The sequence below is a fragment of the Streptosporangium sp. NPDC005286 genome (assembly GCF_040607515.1).
GTDB lineage: Bacteria > Actinomycetota > Actinomycetes > Streptosporangiales > Streptosporangiaceae > Streptosporangium.
Map to the genome: position 1 here is coordinate 1 of NZ_JBEXGU010000148.1, position 23,657 is coordinate 23,657.

Below are 23,657 nucleotides of genomic sequence, written 5' to 3' on the forward strand. Positions count from 1 at the left end.
TCTACACCACTCCAAAACCACTCTTTCCCAACACCACGCTCTTCCGACCTCGGAGCTGCGGCCGTACCGGGAGTGCCTCCTGTCGCCAGGAGGCACGGGTCCGGTTACGAACAGGCGGCGGCGAGCTTGGTGGTCGCCTCCTGGATCTTCGTCCCGAGCGTCCCGAGGGTCGAGGCCGAGGCGGCCGGGTCGTTCGGGTCGATCTTGATCGCCCCGAACGAGGTGGAGAGGTCGGTGAGCGCGGTGGCCACATCGCCGTCGGCCGTGCCGGCCAGAGCCTTGAGGTCGGCGGCGAGCTTGGCGGTGGCGTCGTTGAACTTGCTGAGGTCACCGGCGCTCGCCGTGGCGGAGGTGCTGTAGTCCGTGAAGATCTTCGTCCAGGCGGCCTCGGTGCAGATCGCGTCGTTGCCGGACGAGCCGCCGCAGGCGGCGGTCATCGATATGAGAGCGGCTCCCGCGGCGGCGACGGCGATACGGCGGGAGGAAAAGGCGCGGAACATTTTTACCTTTCATTGCATTTCGTGACAGGTAGGACGGTAAGCCCAGGGACTTGCGCGTCACTTTCACGGCACTTACAGAAGTGACTCAAGTGACCTGGTGTGATTTCGTCCTCGCGGTGGGTAAGAGCGGGGTATGGCTGAGGTGATCGTCGAATCCGGTTCCGGTCAGCGCTCGCTCAAGCGGGTCATCGGGCGCAGGGTCCTGCTTCTGTTCGTGGTGGGCGACATCCTTGGCGCGGGGATCTACGCGCTGGTCGGGAAGGTCGCGGGCTATGTCGGGGGAGCCCTGTGGCTGCCCTTCCTCGTCGCTTTCCTGCTGGCGGCGCTGACGGCGACCGCCTACGCCGAACTCGTCGGTAAATATCCGCAGGCCGCGGGTGCTGCGCTTTATGTGAATAAAGCGTTCAATATCCCCTTTGTTACTTTTATTGTGGCATTCGCGGTGATGATGAGCGGGATCACCTCGGCGAGTGCCGCCGCACGGGCCTTTGGTGGCAACTACCTCGCGGAGTTCGTCACGCTGCCGGTCGTCGTCGGCGCGTTCATCTTCCTCGGCCTGGTCACCCTGGTGAACTTCGCCGGCATCTCCGAGTCCATCAAGGTCAACGTGGTGCTGACGATCATCGAGGCGTTCGGCCTGCTGGTCATCATCGCGATCGGGATCTACGCCCTGCTGTCCGGTGACGGCGAGCCGTCCCGGGCCCTGGAGTTCCACCCGGTCAACGGCGCCTTCCTCGGCGTTCTGGGAGGCACGGCACTCGCCTTCTACGCGCTGCTCGGTTTCGAGGACTCGGTCAACCTCGCCGAGGAGGCCAAGAACCCGCAGCGGGACTTTCCCCGGGCGCTCTTCGGCGGCCTGGCCGCCGCGGCGATCATCTACCTAGGGGTCGCGTTCACGGCGACCATGCTGGTCGACACCAGGACGTTGACCACCTCGTCCGGCCCGTTGCTCGAAGTGGTCAAGGTCGCCGGGCTGGCGTTCCCGCCCAAGTTGTTCGCTCTGATCGCGCTGCTCGCGGTGGGCAACACCGCGTTGATCAACATGCTCATGGCCTCGCGCCTGGTCTACGGCATGGCGCGGGAGGGGATCGTGCCGCGAATCTTCGCGTCGGTCCATTCGACGAGATCCACCCCGTGGGTGGCCATCGTCTTCACCGTGGGGGTCGCGGCGGTGCTGGTCGCCACCGGCGACGTGGGCAACCTGGCCGACACCACGGTGCTTCTACTGCTCTGCGTCTTCATGATCGTCAACGTGGCCGTGCTGGTCCTGCGCAGGGAGCGCGTGGACCACGAGCACTTCCGGGCGCCGAGCTGGATGCCTGCCCTGGGGGCGCTGGTCTGTCTCGTCCTGGCGCTGCCGGTCACCGGCAGGGGGGCGGACGTCTACATCCGAGCGGGGGTCCTGCTCGCGATCGGGATGATCCTCTGGTTCGTCAACCGGCTCTTCCTGTCAGAAGGGCAGAGCTCGTCCTGAGGGGGTGCGGAGGTCGAGGGGGGCAGGTTTCCGGGGCGGCCGAGGCTTTTGGAGGATTAAGACCTTTTTCATGTCGTACTCCCTCTTTGTTGGAGTTTGAGAGAGACTACGCCAGCTGACTGACTTTTTCGCGGATTTTTTCGCCGAGCGCGGACCGCTCGGGGGTGGAGGTATCGTCCCCGGGGTCCCGGCTGTGTCGTTGAGGGAATCAGTAGTGGCGTTTGAGGGGTTGGGGGCGCTATGTCCGCAGAGTACGGAGGGCATGTTTCCGGCAGGGACCCCGTCTGTTCCAAGCCGGAGACCTTGTGGCCGTGCGGGGAGGCTCAGCGGCGGAGCACGAAGGCCCTCTCGTCGTCGCCGATGCCGACCGAGCCCACCGCCCACAGCGTGCCGGTGCCCGGCACCCGGGCCAGACCGGTGTCGCCGACGTCGTCGGTCTCGTCGTACTGCTGAGTGGCGGTGTGGGCGCGGAACAGCGGACCGTACTCGGGTGACCAGGCGGTGCCGTCGAAGTGCAGGATGAGCACCTGCCCCGGGTGGTCGGCGTCGACGCCGCTGATCCACAGGTCGCCGGGTCTGAGTTCCTTATGTCACCACCGGTCGGCCGTGCCCGCCAGGATTGGAACCGCCTGTTCGGGGGCACCTGGCACATAGTCAGGAGGGGATACCGATGTTGAGGGGCGAAGACGGTGCGGGATTCCGGATCCGAACCGACAGGCACCGTCACTTCACAACCCTGTACGCGGCGGGGGCGCTGGACTACGGATCCTCACCCCTGTTGAGGGAGCAGGCCGACGTCGCCCTGCGGGCGACCGATCACCCGCGCCTGGTGATCGACCTCACCGAGGTCACCTTCTGTGACTCCACCGGGTACGGCGTGCTGATGTACGCCCTTACCCGCGTCCACCGTCTGACGGGCTCGCTCGTCCTCGTCGGCCTCTCCGCCGCGATGAGGAACCGGCTGAGCCGCCTCGGAGTGGCAGAGCTGTTCGACACCCGCCGTACGGTTGAGGAGGCGATGAAGGTGTTCCCCGGAACGACGTGAACGACCGGTGAGGCCGGCGTGCTCCGTGGCCCACCGGGGTGGTTCACACCGTATGAGACAGTTGTGTTGCTTGGGACAAGGTAGGTCAGAAGGTTGGTCATGTTCGTGGGAAATGAGGCGGAGCCTGCTTTCACCGCCACCTCGGGGTTGCACGGCACCGCGCTCGTCGTGCGGGCGAGTGGGGAGCTTGATCACTACCACACGTCGGCGCTGCGGGAGGAGATGGGAAGGGCGTGGAGTGCCCTGCCCTCGCAGCTTCTCATCCTCGACCTGTCGGCCCTGACCTTCTGTGACTCCTCGGGGATCGGCGAGTTGCTCCAGGTTCGCCACCACGGCCTGAGCGAGGGAGTGCGGGTCATCCTCACCGGAGTTCAGGGCAACCTCGCCCGTCGGCTCAACCTGGCCGGCCTGACCCAGGTGTTCGAGATGTTTCCTTCCGTGGCCGAGGCGCTGGAAGCGGCCTGAGGCGAGGTTCCGCACGACGCGCGACCGCCGTGCGAGATCAAACGGTGCCCGCGCCGACAAAGGTCTCGAAGAGCCGCTCGCGATCGATCGCGGTCGTGATGAACGTCTGGCTGCCGACGGCCGGCCGCGCGCCCCACGCGCCGCCCTCCTCCCGGACCATCTCGACCTCCGCCCAGCCGGCGATGGCATGGTCGATGGCCACGCAGGCCGCGGTGGGGTCGTGCAGCAGCTTTCCCCCCGGCTTCTTGCGCAGGTAGTGCTCCATGCCCGAGAACACCAGGGCAAGCCCGGCCGCGCGGTCCCGGTACGGCCGCAGCCGCTCGTGGAACTCCCGGTCGTAGCGAACTCCGTGGGTGACGTTCTTGGACACCAGTTCGCGCCGGGCGATCCGGTCACCGGACGACAGCGCGAGCCGGGCCGCCCCGGGGGCGCCGTTGAAGTTGAACGTCGGGCACGTGGTACGGCCGTCGAACTTCGGCAGCCGGTGCTCGGGCGGCACGATGTTGTCACCGGCGAACCCGCCCTGGGCCACCCACCGGCTCAGTCTTGCCCCCGCATGCTCGTCGAGGAAGCGCCGGAGGTTGTGCAGTGGGCCGCCGGTGAGAAGCGTGGCCTGGGGATGGCGCTCCAGGGTCCGGGCGATCAGGGCGCCGGGCGGGGCGTCCGGCAGGGCAGGGGCAGGAGCGCCGAGCCAGCGGTGATGGAAGGCGGACACATGGTCCTTGCCGGTGCCTGGATCACTGGCGCCCACCGGGACGTCGTCTCGGCCGACCAGTCTGAGCACGTGCCGGACCAGCCCGACCTGGGCCGCTGACCCGGGGGTGACGGTGACGGCGCGCAGCCGTACCGCCGGATGGGTCGCGACCAGGCACAGGGTCAGCACATCGTCGGGATCCTGGGTCTCCAGATCGAGCAGTAGATCCAGCATCGCGTCTCGTGACCTTCCTCGCGCCGTGGTGAAGAGCATTAAATGTTCGTTGATCGTACGGAGTCAGTGCAGAACGAAGCCAGCCATTTATCGCGTTCGCGCTTCAGAACATTCGGAGTTCTTGGCGCGTCCAACCGGTCGGCGACTCACCGCGACGGAGTGATCGAAATGGGCGCGTTAACAGCGAGAGACCCACAGCGAAGCGGATCCGGCACTTGGCATGTTGGCCGAACAGGCGTACAAGGCGTTGAGCAGCGCCGAGCGGGAGCTGGTGCCAGATGTCTTCCTGCGGCTGGTGGTCATCGGCGAGGACAACGTGGAGGCCGCCCGTCCGGCATCGACGGCCGACCTGCTGGAGGAGCGGCCAGAGCCAGAGCGAGCCGCGGTCCAACGCATCCTGGAGACGTTCTCCTACCTGATCTCCACCCGAGAAGAGGAGATCAGCCTGTTGCGTCCGGCGGTGTTACGCGCCTGGCCGCGGCTGCGCCGATGGGTGGATGCCGATCGGGACGGACTGGCGATCCTGGACGGGCTGACCACCGCGGCCCGACATTGGGAAGAGCACGAACGCAAAGACGGGGACCTGCTTCGAGGCAATCGCCTGGAGACCGTCCAGCGATGGACGGCCACCGGTCGTCGCCAGCTGACGCTGACCCGGCTGGAACGCACTTTCCTTGAGACCAGTACTCGCGCCGTGACCCGTGGCGTCAGGCAACGCCGCCTGGCTGTGATCAGCCTGGTGATTCTGCTGATCGGGGCATTGGCGGGAGCTGGTGCCGCTGGCAACGCGGCCAACAACGCCGACGTTCAGCGGTCGATAGCCGAGGGGGAGCGGACCAAGGCGGAGAAGCAGGCCAAGGCGACTCTGTCTCGCCAACTTGCGCTGCAGAGCGCAGAAATCAGAACAGCCGATCCCAAAATAGCCCAATTGCTTGCTGTCACATCACGGCATTTTGCTCCCACCCCCGAAGCCCACCACATCATGCTCGACATTCTCGCCGACCCGGCACGAGAAGAACTGGTCGGCCACACCAATTCCGTGAACGCGGTGGCTTTCAGTCCCGATGGGACCGTTCTCGCCACGGCGGGTGACGATGGGACCGTCCGGCTGTGGGACGTGGCAACGCCCGCCGACCCGTTCTCCTCGCTGTGTGCCATCGCCGGGCGATCCCTCACTTCCGAGGAATGGGCGCAATATCTTCCAGAGGTGTTGTATGAAAAGGTCTGTTAGCTCGAATGTCGCAGTGGTCGAAGCGTTCTGGAATGTTTCACCGCCGCCGTATGGGCGGGCGGTTGATGGTCGAACCGAGTCTGGACACCTGGCGTGGGACCGTGCTTCTCGAGCATCTGATCGGCAAGCTGGACTCCACCGATCCCTACGCCGATGTGGTGGCGCACACGCTGTGAACGCTGATCGTGCCGCGTCCCTCGGCACCGGACCCCTGAGCGGCCGATGCCCTCGGGGACGCGGTTGTCCGTACGCTGGACGAGGCCACCGTGTCGCCGCGGTCCCGGCAGGAGTCGGAGGCGATCATCTACGCTCCGAGTGTGATCCACCGAGGGGGAGAGGGGGCTTCCATGGCCGAGGAACCGTCGAGGCTGGCCGGCCTGCTGTACGAGATCGGGCTGCTCAAGCGCTACAGGCGCACGGGCTGGCTGGTCGCGGGAGTACGAGACCCGGAAAGCATTGCCGATCACTCCTTCCGGACAGCGATCATCGCAAGCGTGATCACCGCGTTGGAAGGCGGCAACCCCGAGCGTGCGGCCTTCATGAGCCTGTTCCACGACACGCAGGAGACGCGGGTCACCGACATTCCCTACCTCGCCAAGCCCTACCTGAAGGCGGCACAGAACGAGGATGTCACCGCCGACCAGGTGCGCGGTCTCCCCGAGCCCGTGGCGGAGATGGTGAGCGGCGCGGTCGGTGAGTACGAGGAGAAGACCAGCCTCGAAGCCGTCTGCGCCCGCGACGCGGACAAGCTGGAGTGCCTGATCCAGGCGATCGAGTACCGCGAGCAGGGGCATCAGAACGTGCAGCCGTGGATCGACAGCTCTCTCGCCGCGCTGAAGACGCCGTCCGCCAAACGCCTCGCGGACGAAGCACTCAGCACGGGGTCGCTGGAGTGGGTGACACGCGTGCTCAACGGGGAGCGGGACGGCTGACGCTCGCCGGCCGACCTCGGGCGGGGATCTTGAGGAAGAGCGAGGCGGGTGCGTCCTGCGGAGTACGGACCTTCCCCCGGCCTTCGGGCCGGGGGAAGGTCCGTGCGGGAGCGCCCGTCTGCCGGGGCGCGCGTCCTGCTCGAGACCGGCCTGCCGCCGCGGCTCCGTGCACCGGCTCGCTTGCCGGCCGGGCCGCCCGCCGTCGCCGCGTCCCGGGCATCTACTCGGAACTCGCGCTCGCCGGTCCGCCGGAACGGGTTCCGGTGCCGGACAGCCGGCGGTTGAAGGCACTTCCGATCAGGAGCGACGGCCGCGCCGCCGGTCAACTCCTCCCGACGAAGAAGGCGGGGGCTCGCCGGTGCCAGGGCATGACCTGTTCCAGCTGGGAGGCGATCTGGAACAGCAGGTCCTCGCGGCCGTACGGGGCGATGAGCTGGACGCCGATCGGCAACCCATTCTCGCTCTGGCAGAGTGGCAGGCTGATCGCCGGGTGGCCGGAGGCGTTGAAGACCATCGTGAATGGCCCGTAGTCGAACAGCGAGTCCAGCCACGTGGCGAAAGTGTAACCGGGGTCGTTGTAGCGCAGGGTGCCGTGGGGCGCGGGCAGGCGTCCCAGCGTCGGGGTGATCAGCAGGTCGTGCCCGGTGAGGAACATGGCCACCGATCGGGTCACTCGGTTCTGCGCGTCGAAGGCGTTCATCATGTCCATCGCCGTGTACGCGCCGGCCACTCGTATCAACTGCCGGGAGACCGCCTCCAAGTGGTCGAGGTCGGGTTGCCGGGGCGCTCGCAGCACCATCGAGGCGATCGCGACGCCTTCGGCCATCGCGCTCGCCAGCACATCGTCCCAGTCGAGCTCGGGACGGCCGAAAGTGACAGCATGGCCCAGCTGTTCCAGCATGTGCCCGACCTGGACGGCCGCCGCGGCCACCTCGCCGTCCACTTTCGCCCCCGACCAGGCCTCGGTGGTCAGCGCCACCCGCAGTGAGCCGGGGTCAACGCCCAACTCGCCGGCGTACCGGCCGCTCGGGGGAGGCGCGGTGTACTTGTCGCCGACGCCAGGTCCGTGTACGGCGTCAAGCAGGTGGGCGGCATCGCGGACGGTGCGGGTGAGCCCGAACTCGTACGCCATGCCGAGCATCGGCTCGCCCATGCCGGGACCGCACGGTACCCGGCCCCGGCTCGGCTTGAGCCCGACCAGCCCGCAGCAGGACGCGGGAACCCGGATGGACCCGGCGCCGTCGCTGGCATGCGCGAGCGGGACGGCACCGGCCGCGACCAGGGCTGCGGCGCCGCCACTCGATCCGCCGACGCCGCGATCACGATCCCAGGGGTTGCGGGTGGGCCCGTACCTGAGGGATTCGGTGGAGAAGCTGAGCACCATCTCCGGCACGGTGGTGAGGCCGAGCGTGACCAGCCCGGCGGCCCTGAAGCGGGTCATCAGGTCGGTGTCGCGCTGGGCGGGGATGCCCGGCAGTGCCCGGCTGCCGAGGAAGAACGGCACGCCCTCGGCCACCGGCCCGTGGTCTTTGATCAGGAACGGCACCCCGGCCAGGGGGCCGTCCACAACGTGGCCGAGCGCGGGATCGAACGGGGGTAGCGCCAGCCCGTTCAGCTCGGCGTCCGCGATCGCGATGGCCTCTCGGGCGACGGCTTCGACCTCTGTGGCGGTGACCTCGCCCGCCTTGATCAGGTCACGGAGGCCGATGGCGTCAAAGCTCGCGTATTCGTGAATTTGCATGATGAGTCCTTGGTTTCGCACATCGATGACTGGGGGTGGTCGGCGACCATCCCCTTGGCGGAATCGATGTGCTACTACGCTCGGAACATCAGGTTCATCGTGGCAGCCGCCGGCCCGGCGGTCGAACGAATTTACGGGCCCAGCAGGCCGACGGCGTTGCCGTCCGGTCGCCGTTCTCGGAAGTGCTGAGCCGGCCGAGGAGGTCAGGCGGCGACCTGTTCCCGGTGGAGCCGGGCGCTGCCGACGCGGCCCTCGCGCTCGCGGAGGATGGTGCGGAGCACCCGAAGGCCGTCGCGGACGGCGTGCAGGTTGCTGGCGCCGTGGATCCGGCTGCGCTCGTGGCTGGGGACCTCGCGGATGACGAGTCCGGCCTGGGCGGCGCGGATGTTCATCAGCGTCTCGATCTCGAAGCCGTCGCAGTCGAGGTCGAGCGCGTCGAGGTGGCGGGCCCAGAAGGCGTTGTAGCCGTAGCACAGGTCGGTGTAGCGGGTGCCGTACAGCCGGTTGGTCATCTTGGTCAGCACCGTGTTGCCGAGTGAACGGATCGGGCTGATGTCGTCGGATCCTCCGCCGGGGGCGCAGCGCGAGCCCTTGGCGAAGTCGGCGCCCTCGACCAGCGCGGTCACGAAGGCGTGGATCTCCTTGCCGTCGGTCGATCCGTCGGCGTCGATCATGACGATGATGTCACCGGTCGCGGCGGCGAAACCCTCGGTGAGAGCGTTGCCCTTGCCTTTTCCGGTCTGCCTGACGACGCGCAGTCCGGGCCGGAGGGCCTTGGCCACGGCCACCGTGTCGTCGATGGAGTTGCCGTCGACCAGGATCACCTCGTCGATCCAGGACGGCAGGGTCGCGAAGACGTGGGGGAGGTTCTCGGCCTCGTTCATAGCGGGAACGACCACACTGACACTGAAGGCGAAAGGGGCGCTGTTCATGCGCATAAGGTCTACCGAACCGCCTGCAGAACGCTTGAAAGCCCCTTGCAAGCCCGTCCGGGACGGAAGGCCGGTCGCCCCGACCTCCCCCTGAGGGTACGGGGAAGGTCTCTTTGCCGACGGTCAGAAAGGGAGCGTACGACCCGAGGGGCTGCGCAGGTCGAGCGGTACCGGCTTGCGGGGGGGACGGGGGCGTTGCACGACCAGGATCCTTTTCACGATGCCGCTCCATTCTGGGCTGGATCACCGGGTGTTACCCATGTCAGCCCCAAGAATCACCTATCTCCGTATCACATGAAGAACACTGGCCACACGCTCCGCGGCCGTGGCGACGTCCTCCGCGTGGCCGATGCGACCGGCCCAGGACAACCAGAACCACCACTCGCCGTCGTCCTCATGGGCGGCCAGCACGTCCTCGCTCCTGGCGGGGGCCATCGGGTTGATCACATGGAGCCTTGGATAAAGCCCCGCTGCCGACCTCAGGCGTACCTGGAAGGCGTGTGCCTCCAACTGGGCTGCCAACCGACGCAGGTGGTCGACGGCCTCGCCGCGTTCTGCCATCATCCGGATCACTCCTGGCGGACACTCGTGACTTGCCTCTTTGCAGAGTGCGGTTTCGTGGCACTTGAGGCAATCGGTCCTTCCGCAAACCCCCTCGGGATCAGTGGAATAGACCGGAAAGTCATGGATGTTCCGTGGAGAAACCGCGAATAAAGGGAATCCGGCGCACGGACGCGTTTACGCTGTGGTGCGCCCTTGTTAATGTTGTGTAAACAGCGACCGGGAGAGGGACGCCGTGGCCCGAGGTGAGCACTCGCCCGCATGTGCGCGACGCTGGCGCGAGCAGGCGGCGTCCAGGCAGTGGAACCACTGGCAGACCGCGCAGGCCATCCACGGCTGCTGCGGGGTGAGCCTGCTCAAGGCACACCGCCTGGCCAGGGGATGGTCGGCCAGGCAGTCCGTTCAGGAGCTGGAGGAGCTCTGTGAGCGCCAGAACCTGGGCGAGGCGCGGGCCAGCATCGACCTGCTCAACGCCTGGGAGAACAACCGGGCCAGACCGCGCCCGCAGACCATCGATCTGCTGGCCCGACTGTACCGCGCGAACGCCGTCAGGTTGGGCCTGGCCGGAGATTACTGCGAGGACGGCGGAGGCGCCAAGGTCGTGGTCGTCTCCGGCGGCGAGGGACGCTCGCCCTACCAGGCCGAGGAGCGGGAACGGTCCGAAGACGACATCGAGCGACGGGCGCTGTTCCACCACGCTCTGCTCGGCTCGCGGTCCGTGATGACGGGCCGGCTACTGGCCGAGGTGGAGCGGACCCGTCAGGACCTGGACCGTACGCTCGCCATCTCCACCGTCTCCGAGGAGCAGCTCGACCGGCTCGACGAGCAGGTGCTGCGTTACCGGCGCGAGTACATCAGCAGCGCGCCGGTGCCGATGCTCTACCGGCTCATGCTGGAGCTGTCGGACGTCAGGACGCTCTCCCTGACCCGTCAGCCCGCGATGGCCCAGCGCCGCCTGCTCAACGCCACGGTCATGCTGGCGCTGCTGTCGGCCGACGCGCTGATGAAGCTCGGCGACACCCGCCAGGCCCACGCCTGGTACGGCACCGCGCGCAACGCCTCCGACGACATGGGTGACGTGCGGCTGCGCGCCCTCGTCCGGGCACAGCAGGCGATGCTGCCGTACTACTACGGAGACCTGGCCGAGACCGTGCGGCTGGCGCGCGAGGCCAGGATGCTCGCGGGGAGCGCGCCCAGTTCCCCGGCGGCGCTCGGCGCGGCGGCCGAGGCGCGGGCACTGGCCCGGATGGGCGAGCACAAGGCGGCCAGGGTCGCGCTGGCCGAGGCGGAGCGGATCTTCGCCAGGATGCCTCCCGAGGGCCACGACCACCTGGCCTTCCGCTTCTCCGAGCGGCGGCTGCAGTTCTACCGGATCGGCACCCTGATCGAGCTGGGTGAGGATGTCGACTGGAAGCCGGGGCCCACCAGCCCTTCGGAACCGTACGCCATCGACCCGGTGCTGATCCTGCTCGACCAGGCGGCGCACCTGGTCCGCGACGGCAAGGTCGACGACGCCTGCCATCTGGCGGAGAAGGCACTGCTTCAGGTCCCGCAGGAGCACCGCACCTCCATCGTGCTCAACCGCGCGAGGGCGCTGTTGTCGGAGGTACCGCAGACCAGGCACAGGGCGGCGGCGGTGCGCCGCCTGAACGACCTGGTCACCGGCGCGGCTCCGGTCAGCTGATGGGGTCGCTCGCCGAGGAGGCCTTCACCGTCCTGCGGGAGGTCTGCGAGGATCTCGGCATCGATCACCGGGACGCGGAGTTGCTGCGGGTGCGCAGCAACGCCGTCTTCAAGCTGCGTAGCGAGATCGTGGTCAGAATCGCCACCGCGCCCAACGCGCTGACCCGGCTGCCGCTGGTCCTTGCGGTGGCCCGCTGGCTCGCCGAGCAGGGGTTCCCCGCGGTGCGCCCGGCCGATGAGATCTCCGAGCAGCCCGTGGTGCACGAGGGCAGGGTCGTCACGTTCTGGCACTACGTGCCGGCCAGCGGCCGCCCCACCACCACGGAGCTGGGTGAGATCCTGCGCAGCCTGCACCTGCTGCCGGTGCCGCCGATGGCTCTGCGGCGGTTCGTCGACCCGCTGTGCGAGGTGCGCCGCGCCGTGGACCGCTCCGAAGAGCTCACCCCCTGCCAGCGGGCCTGGCTGCGCGACCGCATCGCGGAGCTGACGGAGCGCTGGCTGGACCTCGGCGTGGACGACGAGCCCGTGCTGCTGCACGGTGACGCCTGGATCGACAACCTGCTGCGTTGCACGGACGGCCATGTGGTGCTCTGCGACTGGGACGGCGTCGCGGTCGGCCCCCGTGAGTGGGACCTGGTCCACACCTACCACGGCCAGCGGCGCTTCGGACTGACCGCCGCCGACGTGGACGCGTTCGCCGACGCGTACGGCAGCGATCTGCGTTCCTGGCCGGGATACTCCACCCTCATGGAGGTCAGGGACATCTACGCGGTGGGCATCCACATCCGCAACGCCGCCGCGGACCCCTTCTCCCGGCGCGAGTTGCCTCGCAGGCTCGATTCCCTCACCCGAGGTGAACAACATGCTCGCTGGTACATGGCGGAACCCGCTAGTGTCTCTCAATAAAGATCTTCAAGCGGGGACAGAGCATGCCAAAGGTCACGCTTCGTAATACTTTTCACGTCCGTAACACTCCGGAGACGCTCCGTGCCCACCTGAGTCAGCCGCAGAGCTACATAGGGCTCTCGCCCATGGTGGTCGCGGTCAAGGACATCGAGCAGGGGGAGGCCGAGACCCGCTACACCTCGGTGGAACGCTTCAAGTTCCTCGGCGTCGTCAAGTACGACAACATGATCAAGGTGACGTTGCGGAACACGCCGCGGACCGTCGAGGGCGAGGTCGACAGTCCCGGCGGGGTGCGTCTGGAGTACCGGTTCACTCTCAGCGAGAAGGACGGGGGAACCGAGGTTGAAGACATCCTTGTGGTGCACGCCTGGGTCAGGCCGATGCTGGGCTACGCCGCGAAGAAGGCTCGCGAGGTGCAGCTCGCCCGCGCCGGGATCCTGGCCGCCCGCCTGGGTGCCGCCTCCTAGGCCTCGGCGGCCGAAGCGGGACGCGTGAGAGCGCCCACGGTCACCGGGAAGGTGATGGCGATCCTCGGCGCGTTCCTGCCGGGAGACGTGAGGCTGACGCTCACCGAGATCTGCCGCCGGGCCGAGCTGCCTCCCGCCACCGGCCACCGGCTGGTCGGGGAGCTGGTGGCGGGCGGCTTCGTGGAGCGGCTCCCCGACGGCTCCTACCGGGTCGGGATGCTCCTGTGGCAGATCGGTGCCCAGGCGGCGGAACCGCGGGAGCTTCGTGAGCTCGCCCTGCCGTACATGGAGGACCTCTACGCCGCGACCCGCGAGAACGTGCAGCTCGCGGTGCTCCGCGGCGACCGGGCGCTGTACGTGGAGCGACTGCGCGGGCCCACCTCCGTGCCGATCGTCTCGCGGGTGGCCGGAGGGCTGCCGCTGCACGCGACCGGGGTCGGCAAGGTCCTGCTGGCCTTCGCGGACCCGGAGACGGTGGAGCGGGTGCTCGCCGGGGAGCTCACCCCGCACGCGCCCAACACGGTGGTGGACCCCACGCGGCTCCGTACCGAGCTGGAGGAGGTCCGCCGGACCGGGATCGCCTGCACGCAGGAGGAGATGTCGGTGGGCACCTGCTCGGTCGCGGTGCCGGTACGGGGGGCGGGCGGCCGGGTGGTGGCGGCGCTGTCACTGGTGGCCTGGCGGCACAACGCCGACCCGCGCCGGCTGGCATCCGCCGTACGGACCGCGGCCGGGGCGCTCTCCCGAGATCTCGCCGCCCTCCAGCGCTGAAAGATTTCCGCTGAACGGAAGAGTGACGCGTGCGGGGGTGGACGGTGCGGAATGCTCGACGCATGCGAACTCAGGTCGGGATCATCGGAGCGGGCCCCGCCGGGCTGCTCCTCTCCCATCTGCTCCACCTGCGGGGCATCGACTCGGTGGTCCTTGAGGCACGGAGCAGGCACTACATCGAGCAGCGGGTGCGGGCCGGGGTGCTGGAGCAGGGCACGGTGGACGTGCTCAACGAGGCGGGCGTCGGCGACCGGATGCGCGCCGAGGGGCTGCCGCACCACGGCATCGAGCTGCGGTACGGCGGGGCCGGGCACCGCATCCCCTTCGAGGAGCTCGTTCCCGGCCGGGCCATCACCGTCTACGGCCAGCAGGAGGTCGTCAAGGACCTCGTCGCCCGCAGACTGGCCGACGGAGGGAAGATTCTCTTCGACGTCCCGGACGTCGCCCTGCACTCGTTGGAGAGGAACCCCTACCTCACCTTCCAGGGGGAACGCCTCGACTGCGACGTCATCGCCGGGTGCGACGGCTTCCACGGCGTCTCGCGGCGGTCGATCCCCGAGGGCGTCCTGACGGTCTTCCAACGGGACTATCCCTTCGCCTGGCTCGGCATCCTCGCGCAGGTCCCTCCGTCGGCCAAGGAGCTGATCTACTCCCATACCGAGCGGGGCTTCGCGCTGCACAGCATGCGCTCTGAGGAGATCAGCCGCTTCTACCTCCAGGTTCCCCCGGACGCCTCGCTCGACGACTGGCCGGACGAGCGGATCTGGGCCGAGCTGCGGGCACGCCTGGAGACGGTCCCCGGGTTCACGCTGGCCGAGGGGCCGATCATCTCCAGGGACATGTCGGCGATGCGCTCGTTCGTCGCCGAGCCGATGCGCCACGGCAACCTCTACCTCGCCGGGGACGCCGCCCACATCGTGCCGCCCACCGGAGCCAAGGGGCTCAACCTGGCGGTCGCGGACGTCCGGCTGCTGACCGCGGCCCTGGCCGAGTTCTACGCGACGGGTTCCAGCGACCTACTGGACGCCTACTCCGGCAGCTGCCTGAAGCGGGTCTGGCGCGCCCAGCACTTCTCTTGGTGGATGACCACGCTGCTGCACACCTTCGACGCCGACGACCCCTACGGGCGGCGCCTGCAGACCGCACATCTCGACTACGTCACCTCCTCAGAGGCCGCCGCGACCACGCTCGCGGAGAACTACGTCGGCCTGCCCTTCGATTTCGGAGCCCGCCCGTGACCCGCACAGATCCGCACCCGCACCACCTCACCCCCGGCTATCTCAGCACCCTGCTCCGCGCCCCCTCGTACCCGCCGGTGCGACCCGCCCTCGATCCCGAGGCGGCGGAGCTGCTCGACCCGGTCTACGGCCACAGGCCGGTCGGGCCGCTGGACCACGACCTGACCAGGCAGCACGCGGGCGAGCCGATCGGCGAGCGCATCATCGTCACGGGCCGGGTCCTCGACAGCCGGGGCCGGGCGGTGCCGAACACGCTGCTGGAGGTCTGGCAGGCGAACGCCACCGGCAGGTACGCCCATCCGGTGGACCAGCACCCGGCCCCGCTCGACCCCAACTTCACCGGGTTCGGCCGCTGCCTGACCGACGCCGAGGGCCGCTACCGGTTCGTCACGATCAAGCCGGGGTCCTACCCCTGGCGTAACCACCCCAACGCCTGGCGTCCGGCGCACATCCACTTCTCGGTGTTCGGCACCGCCTTCACCCAGCGTCTGATCACCCAGATGTACTTCCCCGGCGATCCGCTGTTCGCCTACGACCCGATCTTCCAGTCGGTCCCGGAGCCCAAGGACCGCGAACGGCTCATCTCCGCCTTCGACCTGGATGTCACCGAGCCCGAGTGGGCGCTCGGCTACCGCTGGGACGTCGTGCTGGGCGCGACCCCGTTTGAGGAGGAGTGATGTCGCAGACCCCGTCGCAGACCGTGGGCCCGTTCTTCGGGTACGCGCTGCCGTACGCAGAGGGGCCCCTCGTCGTGCCGGAGGACCATCCGGACGCGATCGAGCTGCGTGGCCGGGTGCTGGACGGTGCGGGCGAGCCGGTGGCCGACGCGCTGCTGGAGATCTGCCAGCCGGGGCTGTTCGGTCGTTGCGAGACCGGGGCCGACGGCTCCTACCGCTTCCGCACGGCCAGGCCCGACGGCTACATCCCCCTGCTGATCTTCGCGCGCGGCCTGCTCAAGCCGGTCTGGACCCGGGTCTATCTCACCGCGGAGGCGCGGTTCCCCGCCGAGGTGGACCCGTCGCGCCGGAGCACGCTCGTCGCGACACCGGAGGGGGAGCGGTCCCACCGGTTCGACGTCCGCCTCCAGGGTGACGGCGAGACGGTGTTCTTCGCCTACTGAGCTCAGCGTTCGCCGGGGCGGACCAGCCCGTGCTCGTAGGCGTACCTGACCGCCTCGGCGCGGTCGCGCAGGGCGAGTTTGGCCAGCAGACGGTTGATGTGGGTGCCGACCGTGGACTCGGCGACGAAGAGGGTGGCGGCGATCTCCGAGTTGTTCAGGCCGCGGCCGATCAGGGTGAGGACCTCCCGCTCCCGCTGGGTGACGGTCGGTGGGAGGGGGGAGGTGCCCACGTAGCCCGCCATGACCCGGGCGGTGACGGCGGGGTCCAGGGCGCCCAGGCCACGCGCCGCCGTGCGGATCGCGGTGAACAGCTGCTCGGGCGGCGAGGTCTTGAGCAGGAAGCCGCTCACCCCCGTGCGCAGGGCCCCGTCGAGGTTCTCGTCGGTGTCGTACGTCGTCAGGATGAGGACCTTGGGCGGGTCCTGGTCGGCCAGGAGCTCGCGGGCCGCGGCGATGCCGGACATACGGGGCATCGAGATGTCGAGCAGCACCAGGTCGGGCCCGAGACGCCTGGCCGTCTCCACGGCCTCGCGCCCGTCCGCGGCCTCGCCGATCACCCGGATGTCCGGCTGGGTGCCGATGATGAGCCGGAGCCCGCGGCGGATCATGGCCTGGTCGTCGGCCAGTACGACGGTGATGGTCATTCGGCCCTCCTTCACGGTCTCCCGCTCAACCGGCGGGTTTCTCCCCGGTGGCCCGCACCGCCAGCGGGAACGAGGCACTGACGCCGTAACCGCCGTCCCGCAGTGGTCCGGTGGCGAGCCGCCCGTGGAAGAGCGCGACCCGCTCCCGCATGCCGATCAGGCCGTGCCCGGCGCCCTGGGGGCCGGTGTGGCCGTTTCTGGGGCCGTCGTCGACGACCTTCAGGCTGAGCGTACGCGGCAGGTGGGAGACGGTGACCGTGACGCGTGCCGGGCCCGCGTGCTTGAGCGTGTTGGTCAGCGCCTCCTGGATGATCCGGTAGGCCGACAGCTCCAGCCCGGCCGGGAGCGGCCGGGCCTCGCCCTGCACGATCAGCTCCACCTCCAGCCCGGCGGCGCGTACCTGCTCCACCAGGTCCTCCAGCCGGGCCAGGCTGGGCTGCGGGGCCAGCCCGTCCTCGCTGGAGTCGGTGCGCAGCAGGCCGAGCATGCGGCGGAGCTCCTCGACCGCCTCGCGACCGGCCTCCTCCACCACGGTCAGCGTCTCGCGCTCGGCCAACTGGTCGGGGCGGAGCATCAGCCTGGCCGCGCCGGCCTGCATGACCATGACGCTGACGCTGTGGGCGACCACGTCGTGCAGCTCGCGGGCGATCCGGGTGCGCTCCTCGGCCACGGCCTTGCGGGCGAGCAACTCGCCGCGTTCTCGCGCCTGGACCGCGACCTGCCGGTGCCGCCACACGGCGAAGCCCGTGCCGCCGGCGATCGAGGCCATCACCGCGGCCACCGCCATGTCCCCCGGGCCGAAGGGGTGGTCGACGGCCAGCATCATCGACCCGATGAAGAGTCCGGTGACCACGAGCCCGAGCACGGTCCTGGGGTCTCGTGGGGGAGCCTCGCTGACCAGGGTGAACAGCAGGATGAGCTGGGTGTAGAACTGCCAGGCGGCGGCGAGGTCGCCGAAGTACGCGAAGCTCACCGCGCTCGCCAGCGAGTAGACGGTCAGGACCGTGAACGGGGCACGGCGCCGTACGAGCACCAGGGCCGCCGTGGCCATCACCGCGACCAGCCACAACGGGGACTGCTCGTGGTCGAAGGCCGACGTGCGCTCGCTGAGCTCCTCGACGAGCCCGAACACGGCCATGACCGCCGCGATCAGCCAGTCGACGGCGGCGGGCGGGAAACGGCGGCTCATGACGCGGGGGGAGGGGGGTGCGGCATGACGTGAGGGTAAGGGGCGGGGAGGGAGGTTGACATCCATCTTCGGGGGGATTACGGATCAAGGCAGGCCTTGATGACGGTGAGGGGCACGGTACGTAGTTTCCGAGCCATGTTCACCCTTACCAATCCTGACGCGTTCCGTCGCGGGGCCGCAGGCGTCAGCCTGGTCCTCGCCCCCCTCTGCCTGCTGCTGGGCATGATCGTCGATCCCCTGGAGTTCGGAGTCGAGGACACCCTCGGCTATGCCGAAAACCCCGGGGCCACCGGGGTCAGTGCGACGCTCCTGCACTACGCCTGGGTGCTCTGGGTGCCCGGCGTGATCGGCATGGTTCACCTCGTCCGGCGCAGAGGGGTCGTCCTCGCCCATCTGGCCGGGGTGGTCACCGTGCTCGGCCTGATCAACTTCTCCTCGCTGATGGTCTCCGACTTCTTCGACATCGTGCTCTACCAGCAGCTCCCCGTGGAGACGGCGACGAAGATCCTGCAGGACGCCGCCCAGCCCGCGCTGATCGTCGCCTGGCAGATCCCGGGCATGGTCGGCTCCTTCCTCGGCCTGGTCCTGGTGGCCGTGGCGTACGCCCGCGCGGGGCGGGCCGGGTGGTGGTTCCCGGCCGGCGTGTTCGTCGGGCTGGTGGTCTGGCTGGTCGGCGCGCGGCTGTGGAACCCGCTGCTCGGCTACTCGGGCCCGCTTCTCCTGCTGGTCGTCTTCGGCGCCGTGGGCGTGGCGATGATCCGGATGAGCGACGAGGAGTGGAACCCGGCCCGCGCGCCGGTCGGTGCGTGACCGCTTCTCGACGGGCGGCGTGCCCGCGGGAAGCAGGCCTCACCCCGAGGGCGACCCTGATGAGGACCGCCCTACCATCACGGGTCTTCGCGCAGGTCAGGGAGATGGCGCGGGGACCGTCCCCGGGAGGACGGCACCACCTGGCCCCGAGATCCTTACGGGACCGTTCAGGGACGTCAGGGGGCTCTCTCCGATATTCCGGAATCTTGATCGCCGCCATCGTTGAGGCATGGGAAGTCAGGCGTTCACGGGATCTGCGATGGTCTTTGGCGGTTACGCGGCGATCGGCGCCGGGGCGGCCACGATGCTCGGGCTGCACGTGGTCACCGGTCTCGACCCGGTGCACACGGTGATCAGCGAGTACGCGTTCGAGGCGGACGGCTGGTTGCTTCCCCTGTCGCTCACGCTCTTCGCCGCCGCCGCGACGATCATCGGGGCCATGCTGGCCCGGCGGGGCGAGGACCGCGCGGCGGCCCTGCTGGTCGGAATCTGGGGCCTGTGCATGCTGCTGATCGGCGCCTTCCCCACCGACGAGCCGGGCGTGCCGCTGTCGATGTCCGGTGGCATCCACAGGTACGCGGCGTTCGTGGCCTTCCTGACGATGCCGGTCGCCGGACTGCTCCTGGCCAGGCGGCACGCGGCCGGTCCGTACGCCCGCACGATCCGGCTGCTCAGTCTGGCCTCCCTGGGCGTGCTGGTCCTGGTGGTCCTCCCGTACGTGGTGCGGATGGTCGGCGTGGACCTGGCGGGCGAGGACATTCCCGCCGGGGTGACGCAGCGGCTGGTGGTGGGCTTCGAGGTGGCGGTGCTGGCCATGCTGGGCCTGATGGCCGGAACCGGGTGCGGCCGTACCCGCCGCCCGCTCCCAGCGGCCGCTCGCGGCTGACACCCTCGCGATCCGGGGGAGGCCGGAGCGTGCGAAACACGGAGGGGTCCGGCTGCCGATCGACAGCCCTCGCCGCTACTTTTCCTGACTTTTCATTATTTGTCGTACGGCTGCCCTACGCTCCGGAAGCGTCGACCAACGGAGAGGGTGGAGCATGACCGCGCGGAGCACGTACCTGGAGCTGTCCGAGGACGGCGGGAGCTCGCACAAGTTCTACGAGGTGGTGCTCGACGGGACCCAGGTGACGATCAGGTACGGCCGCATCGGCGAGTCCGGTCAGTCCAAGGCCTCGGCCTTCGCCAGCGTGGCGAAGGCCGAGGCGGCCGCCGCAAAGAAGATCAACGAGAAGATCCGCAGGGGTTACGCCCCCGCCGTGCAGGGGGTGCGCCAGCGCCGCACGGTCACCAGGCGCAGCGTGGAGAGCGCCCGCTCCACCGCCACCCAGGCACCGGTGCTCTGGCGCTTTGCCAGCGGTGCGGCGGCGTTCGGCATCTTCGTCGACTCCGAGCGCTGCTGGGTCGGCAACCAGCGCGGTGACGTCTACACCGTCACCCACGGCGGCACCGTCACCGGCCGTTTCCGGCTCCCCGACGGGGTCAAGTGCATCGTCGGCGACGACTTCTGGATCTACGCGGGCGCCGACGACGGCAAGGTCTACGACCTCGGCGGCAAGGTCCCGAGGGTCGCGTACGAGATCGCCGAGGATGTCGACATCTACTGGCTGGACATCCACGACGGCGTGCTGGGCGTCTCCGACCGCGCTGGGCGGATCACCACGATCGACCACGAGGACGAGTTCCAGTGGGCGCGCAAGGGCAGGGGCGACTCGGCCTGGATGGTCCGCTGCGACGACGAGGCCGTCTACCACGGACACTCCACCGGGGTGGCCCGCTATGACGCCGCGGACGGGGCACCGGTGTGGGAGACGCCCATCAACGGCGCGGTGCTGTTCGGCTGGCAGGAGGCCGGTTCGGTCTACGCCGGCACCTCGCGCGGCGCCGTGCACCGGCTGCGCAAGTCGGACGGCGTCAGCCAGGCGGTCTACCGCTGCGATGCCACGGTCTTCTCCTGCGCCACCGCCCCCGAAGGCCGCTACGTCTTCGCCGGTGACAATCACTCCTCGATCTACTGCTTCGACCAGGGCGGCGAGCGCCTGTGGAAGCTGGCCACCGGTTGCGGCTCCGCCTTCTCCATGCAGTATCTCGACGACCGCCTCTACATCGTGACCACCGACGGCACCCTGGCCTGCATCGACGTGGCCGAGGAGGCGATCAGGGCGGCCCAGGGGGGCAGCGTCCCCGAGTCTGTCGACGTCAAGGCGTCCGCCGGGCTGGCGGTGGTGGAGCCCACCACCGCGCTGGAGACCGTGGTGCTCGACACGGTCTCGCACACCGGCGAGGGCGTGGTGGTGGAGTGCTTCCGCGAGGGCGAGCGGCTCCGGGTACGGGTGGTCAGCGAGGGCTACGACACGCGGCGGAACGTGCAGTTCCCCAAGGGCGTGCGCGAGGCCGGGGCACGCTACCTCGTCGAGGGCGTCCGCTTCTCCGAGCGGGGCGGTTTCTACCGGGCCTACGGCGACATCAGGCGCCTGCTCTGACCGTGCGGCGAAGCCGGCTCCCCGGCCGGGAGCCCGTCATGGGCCGAGACCGCTCGGCCCATGACGGGGGTGGTCAGGCCGCCGGGGCGGTCCACTTCTGGTTGGCGTTGCCGCTGCACTCCCAGATCTGCAGGCGGGTGCCGTTGGCGCTGGACTGGCCGGTGGCGTCCAGGCACTTGTTGGAGGCGGGGTTCACGATGTCGCGGGCCCCGCTGTAGACCCACTGCTGGGCCGCGGTGCCGTTGCAGTCGTAGAGCTGGATCTGCGTTCCGTTGGCGGTGCCGGCGGCGGTGACGTCCAGGCACTTGCCGAGGGCGCGGATGGTGCCGTCGGTGCCGAGGGTCCACTGCTGGGCGGCGGTGCCGTTGCAGTCGTAGAGCTGGACGGCGGTGCCGTTGGCGCTGCTGGCGGCGGCGACGTCGACGCACTTGCCGCCGATGCCGGTGATCTGCCCGGTACGGCCGCCGCTGCCGCCGCCCGGGGCGTAGACGCGGACGTAGTCGATGGTCAGCTGCTGGGGGAAGGTCGTGGAGGCGTCGGGCGAGCCGGGCCAGTTCCCGCCGACGGCCAGGTTGAGGATCATGAAGAACGGGTGGTCGTAGACCCAGGGGTTGCCCCGGGTGTCGGCGGGGGTCTTCCTGGAGTACTGGATGCCGTCGACGTACCAGGTCACCGAGCCGGGCTCCCAGTCGACGGTGAAGGTGTGGAAGGCGTCGGCGAAGGCCTGACCGCCGGGGAGGGTGTAGCTGCCGCTCAGCGGGCTGCCCCCCGAGTAGCCGGGGCCGTGCAGGCTGCCGAGCACCTGCCCCGGCACGCTGCCGACGTTCTCCATGATGTCGATCTCGCCGCTCGCGGGCCAGCCGACCGATCCGATGTTGTCACCTAGCATCCAGAACGCCGGCCACATGCCCTTGCCCCTGGGCAGCTTCATCCGTGCCTCGAAGCGGCCGTAGGCGCGGGTGAAGGTCGCGGCGGTGGTCAGCTTTCCCGAGGTGTACTCGCAGGAGCCGTACCAGCAGCCGTACCCGGCGGGGTTGCCCTTGCGCGCGGTGATGACCAGGTTGCCGGCGCCGTCGTGGGCGATGTTCTCGTTGCCGGCCGTGTAGTACTGCCGCTCGTTGTTCCCGAAGCCGCCGCCACCGACCTCGCGGCGCCACTTGGCGGCGTCGGGGCCGGTGCCCGCGGCGGCGTTGAACTCGTCGGACCAGACGAGGGGGCCGGGGGCCGCGGCGACCTGGGCGGCGGTGGTCTGGGCGGTGGTCTGGACGGTGGCGGTCTGGGCGCCCGCGGCGGAGGGGACGAGGGCGGCGGAGGTGAGGAGCATCGCCGCGAGGAGGCCGCCGATTCGCGCGAGCGGGGTTCGCGTGCGGTGCGGGCCGGTGGGTGGCGCGGGCAGGGGGTGCGGGCTGGTGGAGATCATCGGTGCTTCCTTTCGAGCCGATGTCCGCTGGAGGGGAGATGGCATGGTCCGGTGGCCCCGTACCGGACGGTGACCGGAAAGTCACCGGTTCCCGGTCGGGGCGGACCGGTCGGGGTTCAGAAGCCGGCCGTGACGCGGGTGAACTCCCAGTTGGGCTGGGCGATGCCGCTGCACTCGGAGCTCGCGTTGCCGCCGGGGCAGGGGCGGTCGCGGTTGACCGCCCAGTAGGCGAGGCGGGTCAGGCCCTTGGACTTGGCCCAGTCGCGGATCTGGGTCCAGGCCGCCACCGTGGTCAGCTCGTTCTGGTCGGAGAGGCCGTTCATGCCGGAGATGCCCATCCGGGCGTACGCCTGCGCGTCGGTCCAGCCGTTGGCCGCCTTCAGCGCGTTCTTCAGGCCCTCGGAGGAACTGACCGTGGCGTTGTAGATGTTCGAGGCGCCGAAGTTGAACGGCATGATCGTGTAGTTGTCGATCGGCACGGCCAGTGCCCTGGCCTGGTTGATCAGGCGGATACCGGCCGCGCTCGGGCCGCCGGTCCCGGTGCCGAAGGTGACGGCGATCTTGACGTTGGGGTTGTTCTGCTTGACGATCTTCAGGCCGTTGAGGATGCGGTCCTGGACCGTGTAGTTCTCGAACTCGTCGCTGTTCTCGATGTCGAAGTCGACGACCGCCGGGCCGACCGCGTTGATGACCTGCTGCACCGCTCCCGCGTAGGCGGCCGGAGTGGCGCAGTTCGGGCCGAGCTTGTTGCCCGACCAGCCGCCGAAGGAGACCTGGACGCTGCCGCCCGCGGCCTTGATCTGGTTGATCGCGGCCTGGTCGGCGCCGCCGGTCAGCGGCCTGGAGCCGTCCCAGCGCGGGGTGCAGCCGCCGCCGGACAGGATGAACGCCATGGTGAAGGACTTCACGCCGGTGGCGCTCATGACCGTCGCCGGGCTCGGCGGGTTGCCCCAGCCCATGTAGAGGTACGGAGCTCCGGCCATCTTGCCCGGGGGAGTCGTGGGAGGGGGGCCGCCGTCGCTCGGGGCGGTCCACTTCTGGTTGGCGTTGCCGCTGCACTCCCAGATCTGCAGGCGGGTGCCGTTGGCGCTGGACTGGCCGGTGGCGTCCAGGCACT

Annotated in this window: 25 protein-coding genes; 15 read left to right on the top strand and 10 right to left on the bottom strand. The window is 69.3% G+C overall.

All coding sequences use genetic code 11. From position 1 onward, the window contains the following. Positions 1 to 104 precede the first annotated feature (104 nt). Positions 105 to 500, bottom strand: coding sequence for a hypothetical protein (locus ABZU75_RS35890; protein WP_355564337.1), 396 nt, complete (start codon positions 498 to 500; stop codon positions 105 to 107). Positions 501 to 633: 133 nt separating this feature from the next. Here ABZU75_RS35890 and ABZU75_RS35895 point away from each other — a divergent pair, with 133 nt between their 5' ends. Then, a complete protein-coding gene (locus ABZU75_RS35895; protein WP_350960348.1) occupies positions 634 to 1,974 on the top strand; it encodes an APC family permease in 1,341 nt (446 codons plus the stop codon). Between the two features lie 323 nt (positions 1,975 to 2,297). Here the strand turns inward: ABZU75_RS35895 and ABZU75_RS35900 are convergent, their stop codons facing one another. Beyond that, positions 2,298 to 2,501 carry a hypothetical protein gene (locus tag ABZU75_RS35900; protein WP_355564340.1) on the bottom strand — a complete coding sequence of 68 codons (204 nt, stop codon included), beginning with the start codon at positions 2,499 to 2,501 and terminating at the stop codon, positions 2,298 to 2,300. Positions 2,502 to 2,644: 143 nt separating this feature from the next. On the opposite strand from ABZU75_RS35900, the gene ABZU75_RS35905 reads away from it, so the two are divergent. Beyond that, complete coding sequence (locus ABZU75_RS35905; RefSeq protein WP_355564342.1) at positions 2,645 to 3,019, top strand: STAS domain-containing protein; 375 nt, start codon at positions 2,645 to 2,647, stop codon at positions 3,017 to 3,019. Positions 3,020 to 3,118: 99 nt separating this feature from the next. Continuing rightward, the gene (locus ABZU75_RS35910; protein ID WP_355564345.1) at positions 3,119 to 3,484 is read left to right on the top strand and encodes an STAS domain-containing protein; all 366 of its coding nucleotides are present in this window, start codon (positions 3,119 to 3,121) and stop codon (positions 3,482 to 3,484) included. A 37-nt stretch (positions 3,485 to 3,521) separates the two neighbouring features. Here ABZU75_RS35910 and ABZU75_RS35915 read toward each other — a convergent pair whose 3' ends face one another. Continuing rightward, positions 3,522 to 4,412 (bottom strand): nucleoside hydrolase, encoded by an 891-nt coding sequence (locus ABZU75_RS35915; protein ID WP_355564348.1) that lies wholly within the window; start codon positions 4,410 to 4,412, stop codon positions 3,522 to 3,524. Positions 4,413 to 4,632: 220 nt separating this feature from the next. On the opposite strand from ABZU75_RS35915, the gene ABZU75_RS35920 reads away from it, so the two are divergent. Both ABZU75_RS35920 and ABZU75_RS35925 read left to right on the top strand, forming a co-directional pair. Further along, complete coding sequence (locus tag ABZU75_RS35920) at positions 4,633 to 5,643, top strand: WD40 repeat domain-containing protein (RefSeq protein ID WP_355564351.1); 1,011 nt, start codon at positions 4,633 to 4,635, stop codon at positions 5,641 to 5,643. A gap of 347 nt (positions 5,644 to 5,990) precedes the next feature. Continuing rightward, positions 5,991 to 6,575, top strand: coding sequence for an HD domain-containing protein (locus tag ABZU75_RS35925; RefSeq protein WP_355564352.1), 585 nt, complete (start codon positions 5,991 to 5,993; stop codon positions 6,573 to 6,575). Positions 6,576 to 6,897: 322 nt separating this feature from the next. Here the strand turns inward: ABZU75_RS35925 and ABZU75_RS35930 are convergent, their stop codons facing one another. The 3 genes from ABZU75_RS35930 to ABZU75_RS35940 all read right to left on the bottom strand — a co-directional run bounded on the left by ABZU75_RS35930 (position 6,898) and on the right by ABZU75_RS35940 (position 9,812). Continuing rightward, positions 6,898 to 8,316: an amidase gene (locus tag ABZU75_RS35930; protein ID WP_355564354.1), complete on the bottom strand. Its 1,419-nt coding sequence runs from the start codon at positions 8,314 to 8,316 to the stop codon at positions 6,898 to 6,900. Between the two features lie 203 nt (positions 8,317 to 8,519). Next, positions 8,520 to 9,248, bottom strand: coding sequence for a glycosyltransferase family 2 protein (locus tag ABZU75_RS35935; protein WP_355564357.1), 729 nt, complete (start codon positions 9,246 to 9,248; stop codon positions 8,520 to 8,522). A gap of 279 nt (positions 9,249 to 9,527) precedes the next feature. Then, positions 9,528 to 9,812, bottom strand: coding sequence for a hypothetical protein (locus ABZU75_RS35940; protein WP_350921234.1), 285 nt, complete (start codon positions 9,810 to 9,812; stop codon positions 9,528 to 9,530). Between the two features lie 232 nt (positions 9,813 to 10,044). Between ABZU75_RS35940 and ABZU75_RS35945 the strand changes: the two genes are divergently transcribed. The 7 genes from ABZU75_RS35945 (at position 10,045) to ABZU75_RS35975 (ending at position 15,994) form a co-directional block, all read left to right on the top strand. Then, positions 10,045 to 11,493: a helix-turn-helix transcriptional regulator gene (locus ABZU75_RS35945; RefSeq protein WP_355564361.1), complete on the top strand. Its 1,449-nt coding sequence runs from the start codon at positions 10,045 to 10,047 to the stop codon at positions 11,491 to 11,493. Further along, positions 11,493 to 12,398 carry an aminoglycoside phosphotransferase family protein gene (locus ABZU75_RS35950; protein WP_350921239.1) on the top strand — a complete coding sequence of 302 codons (906 nt, stop codon included), beginning with the start codon at positions 11,493 to 11,495 and terminating at the stop codon, positions 12,396 to 12,398. Before ABZU75_RS35945 ends, ABZU75_RS35950 begins: the two co-directional genes overlap by 1 nt. Positions 12,399 to 12,523: 125 nt before the next feature. Beyond that, on the top strand, positions 12,524 to 12,865 hold the full coding sequence (locus ABZU75_RS35955; RefSeq protein WP_355564364.1) for an SRPBCC family protein: 342 nt from the start codon (positions 12,524 to 12,526) through the stop codon (positions 12,863 to 12,865). 24 nt (positions 12,866 to 12,889) lie between these two features. Next, complete coding sequence (locus ABZU75_RS35960) at positions 12,890 to 13,636, top strand: IclR family transcriptional regulator (RefSeq protein ID WP_355564367.1); 747 nt, start codon at positions 12,890 to 12,892, stop codon at positions 13,634 to 13,636. 62 nt (positions 13,637 to 13,698) lie between these two features. Continuing rightward, positions 13,699 to 14,874, top strand: coding sequence for a 4-hydroxybenzoate 3-monooxygenase (locus ABZU75_RS35965; RefSeq protein ID WP_355564370.1), 1,176 nt, complete (start codon positions 13,699 to 13,701; stop codon positions 14,872 to 14,874). Continuing rightward, the gene (gene pcaH / locus ABZU75_RS35970) at positions 14,871 to 15,551 is read left to right on the top strand and encodes a protocatechuate 3,4-dioxygenase subunit beta (RefSeq protein ID WP_355564372.1); all 681 of its coding nucleotides are present in this window, start codon (positions 14,871 to 14,873) and stop codon (positions 15,549 to 15,551) included. The genes ABZU75_RS35965 and pcaH overlap by 4 nt, the downstream gene beginning before the upstream one ends. Further along, positions 15,551 to 15,994 carry a protocatechuate 3,4-dioxygenase subunit alpha gene (locus ABZU75_RS35975; RefSeq protein ID WP_355564375.1) on the top strand — a complete coding sequence of 148 codons (444 nt, stop codon included), beginning with the start codon at positions 15,551 to 15,553 and terminating at the stop codon, positions 15,992 to 15,994. Before pcaH ends, ABZU75_RS35975 begins: the two co-directional genes overlap by 1 nt. A gap of 2 nt (positions 15,995 to 15,996) precedes the next feature. Here the strand turns inward: ABZU75_RS35975 and ABZU75_RS35980 are convergent, their stop codons facing one another. Further along, positions 15,997 to 16,638, bottom strand: coding sequence for a response regulator transcription factor (locus ABZU75_RS35980; RefSeq protein WP_355564378.1), 642 nt, complete (start codon positions 16,636 to 16,638; stop codon positions 15,997 to 15,999). Between the two features lie 25 nt (positions 16,639 to 16,663). Continuing rightward, positions 16,664 to 17,827 carry a sensor histidine kinase gene (locus ABZU75_RS35985; protein ID WP_355564381.1) on the bottom strand — a complete coding sequence of 388 codons (1,164 nt, stop codon included), beginning with the start codon at positions 17,825 to 17,827 and terminating at the stop codon, positions 16,664 to 16,666. A 135-nt stretch (positions 17,828 to 17,962) separates the two neighbouring features. On the opposite strand from ABZU75_RS35985, the gene ABZU75_RS35990 reads away from it, so the two are divergent. The 3 genes from ABZU75_RS35990 (at position 17,963) to ABZU75_RS36000 (ending at position 21,120) form a co-directional block, all read left to right on the top strand. Beyond that, complete coding sequence (locus tag ABZU75_RS35990) at positions 17,963 to 18,637, top strand: hypothetical protein (protein ID WP_355564384.1); 675 nt, start codon at positions 17,963 to 17,965, stop codon at positions 18,635 to 18,637. A gap of 259 nt (positions 18,638 to 18,896) precedes the next feature. Beyond that, positions 18,897 to 19,523, top strand: coding sequence for a DUF998 domain-containing protein (locus ABZU75_RS35995; protein ID WP_355564387.1), 627 nt, complete (start codon positions 18,897 to 18,899; stop codon positions 19,521 to 19,523). Positions 19,524 to 19,677: 154 nt separating this feature from the next. Beyond that, positions 19,678 to 21,120 carry a WGR domain-containing protein gene (locus tag ABZU75_RS36000; protein WP_355564390.1) on the top strand — a complete coding sequence of 481 codons (1,443 nt, stop codon included), beginning with the start codon at positions 19,678 to 19,680 and terminating at the stop codon, positions 21,118 to 21,120. Between the two features lie 73 nt (positions 21,121 to 21,193). Here the strand turns inward: ABZU75_RS36000 and ABZU75_RS36005 are convergent, their stop codons facing one another. Both ABZU75_RS36005 and ABZU75_RS36010 read right to left on the bottom strand, forming a co-directional pair. Beyond that, positions 21,194 to 22,540, bottom strand: a complete 1,347-nt coding sequence (locus ABZU75_RS36005) for an RICIN domain-containing protein (protein WP_355564393.1) — start codon at positions 22,538 to 22,540, stop codon at positions 21,194 to 21,196. 116 nt (positions 22,541 to 22,656) lie between these two features. After that, positions 22,657 to 23,657 (bottom strand): RICIN domain-containing protein (locus ABZU75_RS36010; RefSeq protein ID WP_355564396.1); only part of this gene is annotated, 1,001 nt, incomplete at its 5' end.

What these genes read in the sequence shown, in the direction of transcription:
- ABZU75_RS35890 (WP_355564337.1), bottom strand. Translation starts at nt 500, where the DNA reads ATGTTCCGCGCCTTTTCCTCCCGCCGTATCGCCGTCGCCGCCGCGGGA.
- ABZU75_RS35895 (WP_350960348.1), top strand. Translation starts at nt 634, where the DNA reads ATGGCTGAGGTGATCGTCGAATCCGGTTCCGGTCAGCGCTCGCTCAAG.
- ABZU75_RS35905 (WP_355564342.1), top strand. Translation starts at nt 2,645, where the DNA reads ATGTTGAGGGGCGAAGACGGTGCGGGATTCCGGATCCGAACCGACAGG.
- ABZU75_RS35910 (WP_355564345.1), top strand. Translation starts at nt 3,119, where the DNA reads ATGTTCGTGGGAAATGAGGCGGAGCCTGCTTTCACCGCCACCTCGGGG.
- ABZU75_RS35915 (WP_355564348.1), bottom strand. Translation starts at nt 4,412, where the DNA reads ATGCTGGATCTACTGCTCGATCTGGAGACCCAGGATCCCGACGATGTG.
- ABZU75_RS35920 (WP_355564351.1), top strand. Translation starts at nt 4,633, where the DNA reads ATGTTGGCCGAACAGGCGTACAAGGCGTTGAGCAGCGCCGAGCGGGAG.
- ABZU75_RS35925 (WP_355564352.1), top strand. Translation starts at nt 5,991, where the DNA reads ATGGCCGAGGAACCGTCGAGGCTGGCCGGCCTGCTGTACGAGATCGGG.
- ABZU75_RS35930 (WP_355564354.1), bottom strand. Translation starts at nt 8,316, where the DNA reads ATGCAAATTCACGAATACGCGAGCTTTGACGCCATCGGCCTCCGTGAC.
- ABZU75_RS35935 (WP_355564357.1), bottom strand. Translation starts at nt 9,248, where the DNA reads ATGAACAGCGCCCCTTTCGCCTTCAGTGTCAGTGTGGTCGTTCCCGCT.
- ABZU75_RS35940 (WP_350921234.1), bottom strand. Translation starts at nt 9,812, where the DNA reads ATGATGGCAGAACGCGGCGAGGCCGTCGACCACCTGCGTCGGTTGGCA.
- ABZU75_RS35950 (WP_350921239.1), top strand. Translation starts at nt 11,493, where the DNA reads ATGGGGTCGCTCGCCGAGGAGGCCTTCACCGTCCTGCGGGAGGTCTGC.
- ABZU75_RS35955 (WP_355564364.1), top strand. Translation starts at nt 12,524, where the DNA reads ATGGTGGTCGCGGTCAAGGACATCGAGCAGGGGGAGGCCGAGACCCGC.
- ABZU75_RS35965 (WP_355564370.1), top strand. Translation starts at nt 13,699, where the DNA reads ATGCGAACTCAGGTCGGGATCATCGGAGCGGGCCCCGCCGGGCTGCTC.
- ABZU75_RS35975 (WP_355564375.1), top strand. Translation starts at nt 15,551, where the DNA reads ATGTCGCAGACCCCGTCGCAGACCGTGGGCCCGTTCTTCGGGTACGCG.
- ABZU75_RS35980 (WP_355564378.1), bottom strand. Translation starts at nt 16,638, where the DNA reads ATGACCATCACCGTCGTACTGGCCGACGACCAGGCCATGATCCGCCGC.
- ABZU75_RS35985 (WP_355564381.1), bottom strand. Translation starts at nt 17,827, where the DNA reads ATGAGCCGCCGTTTCCCGCCCGCCGCCGTCGACTGGCTGATCGCGGCG.
- ABZU75_RS35990 (WP_355564384.1), top strand. Translation starts at nt 17,963, where the DNA reads ATGTTCACCCTTACCAATCCTGACGCGTTCCGTCGCGGGGCCGCAGGC.
- ABZU75_RS35995 (WP_355564387.1), top strand. Translation starts at nt 18,897, where the DNA reads ATGGTCTTTGGCGGTTACGCGGCGATCGGCGCCGGGGCGGCCACGATG.
- ABZU75_RS36000 (WP_355564390.1), top strand. Translation starts at nt 19,678, where the DNA reads ATGACCGCGCGGAGCACGTACCTGGAGCTGTCCGAGGACGGCGGGAGC.
- ABZU75_RS36005 (WP_355564393.1), bottom strand. Translation starts at nt 22,540, where the DNA reads ATGATCTCCACCAGCCCGCACCCCCTGCCCGCGCCACCCACCGGCCCG.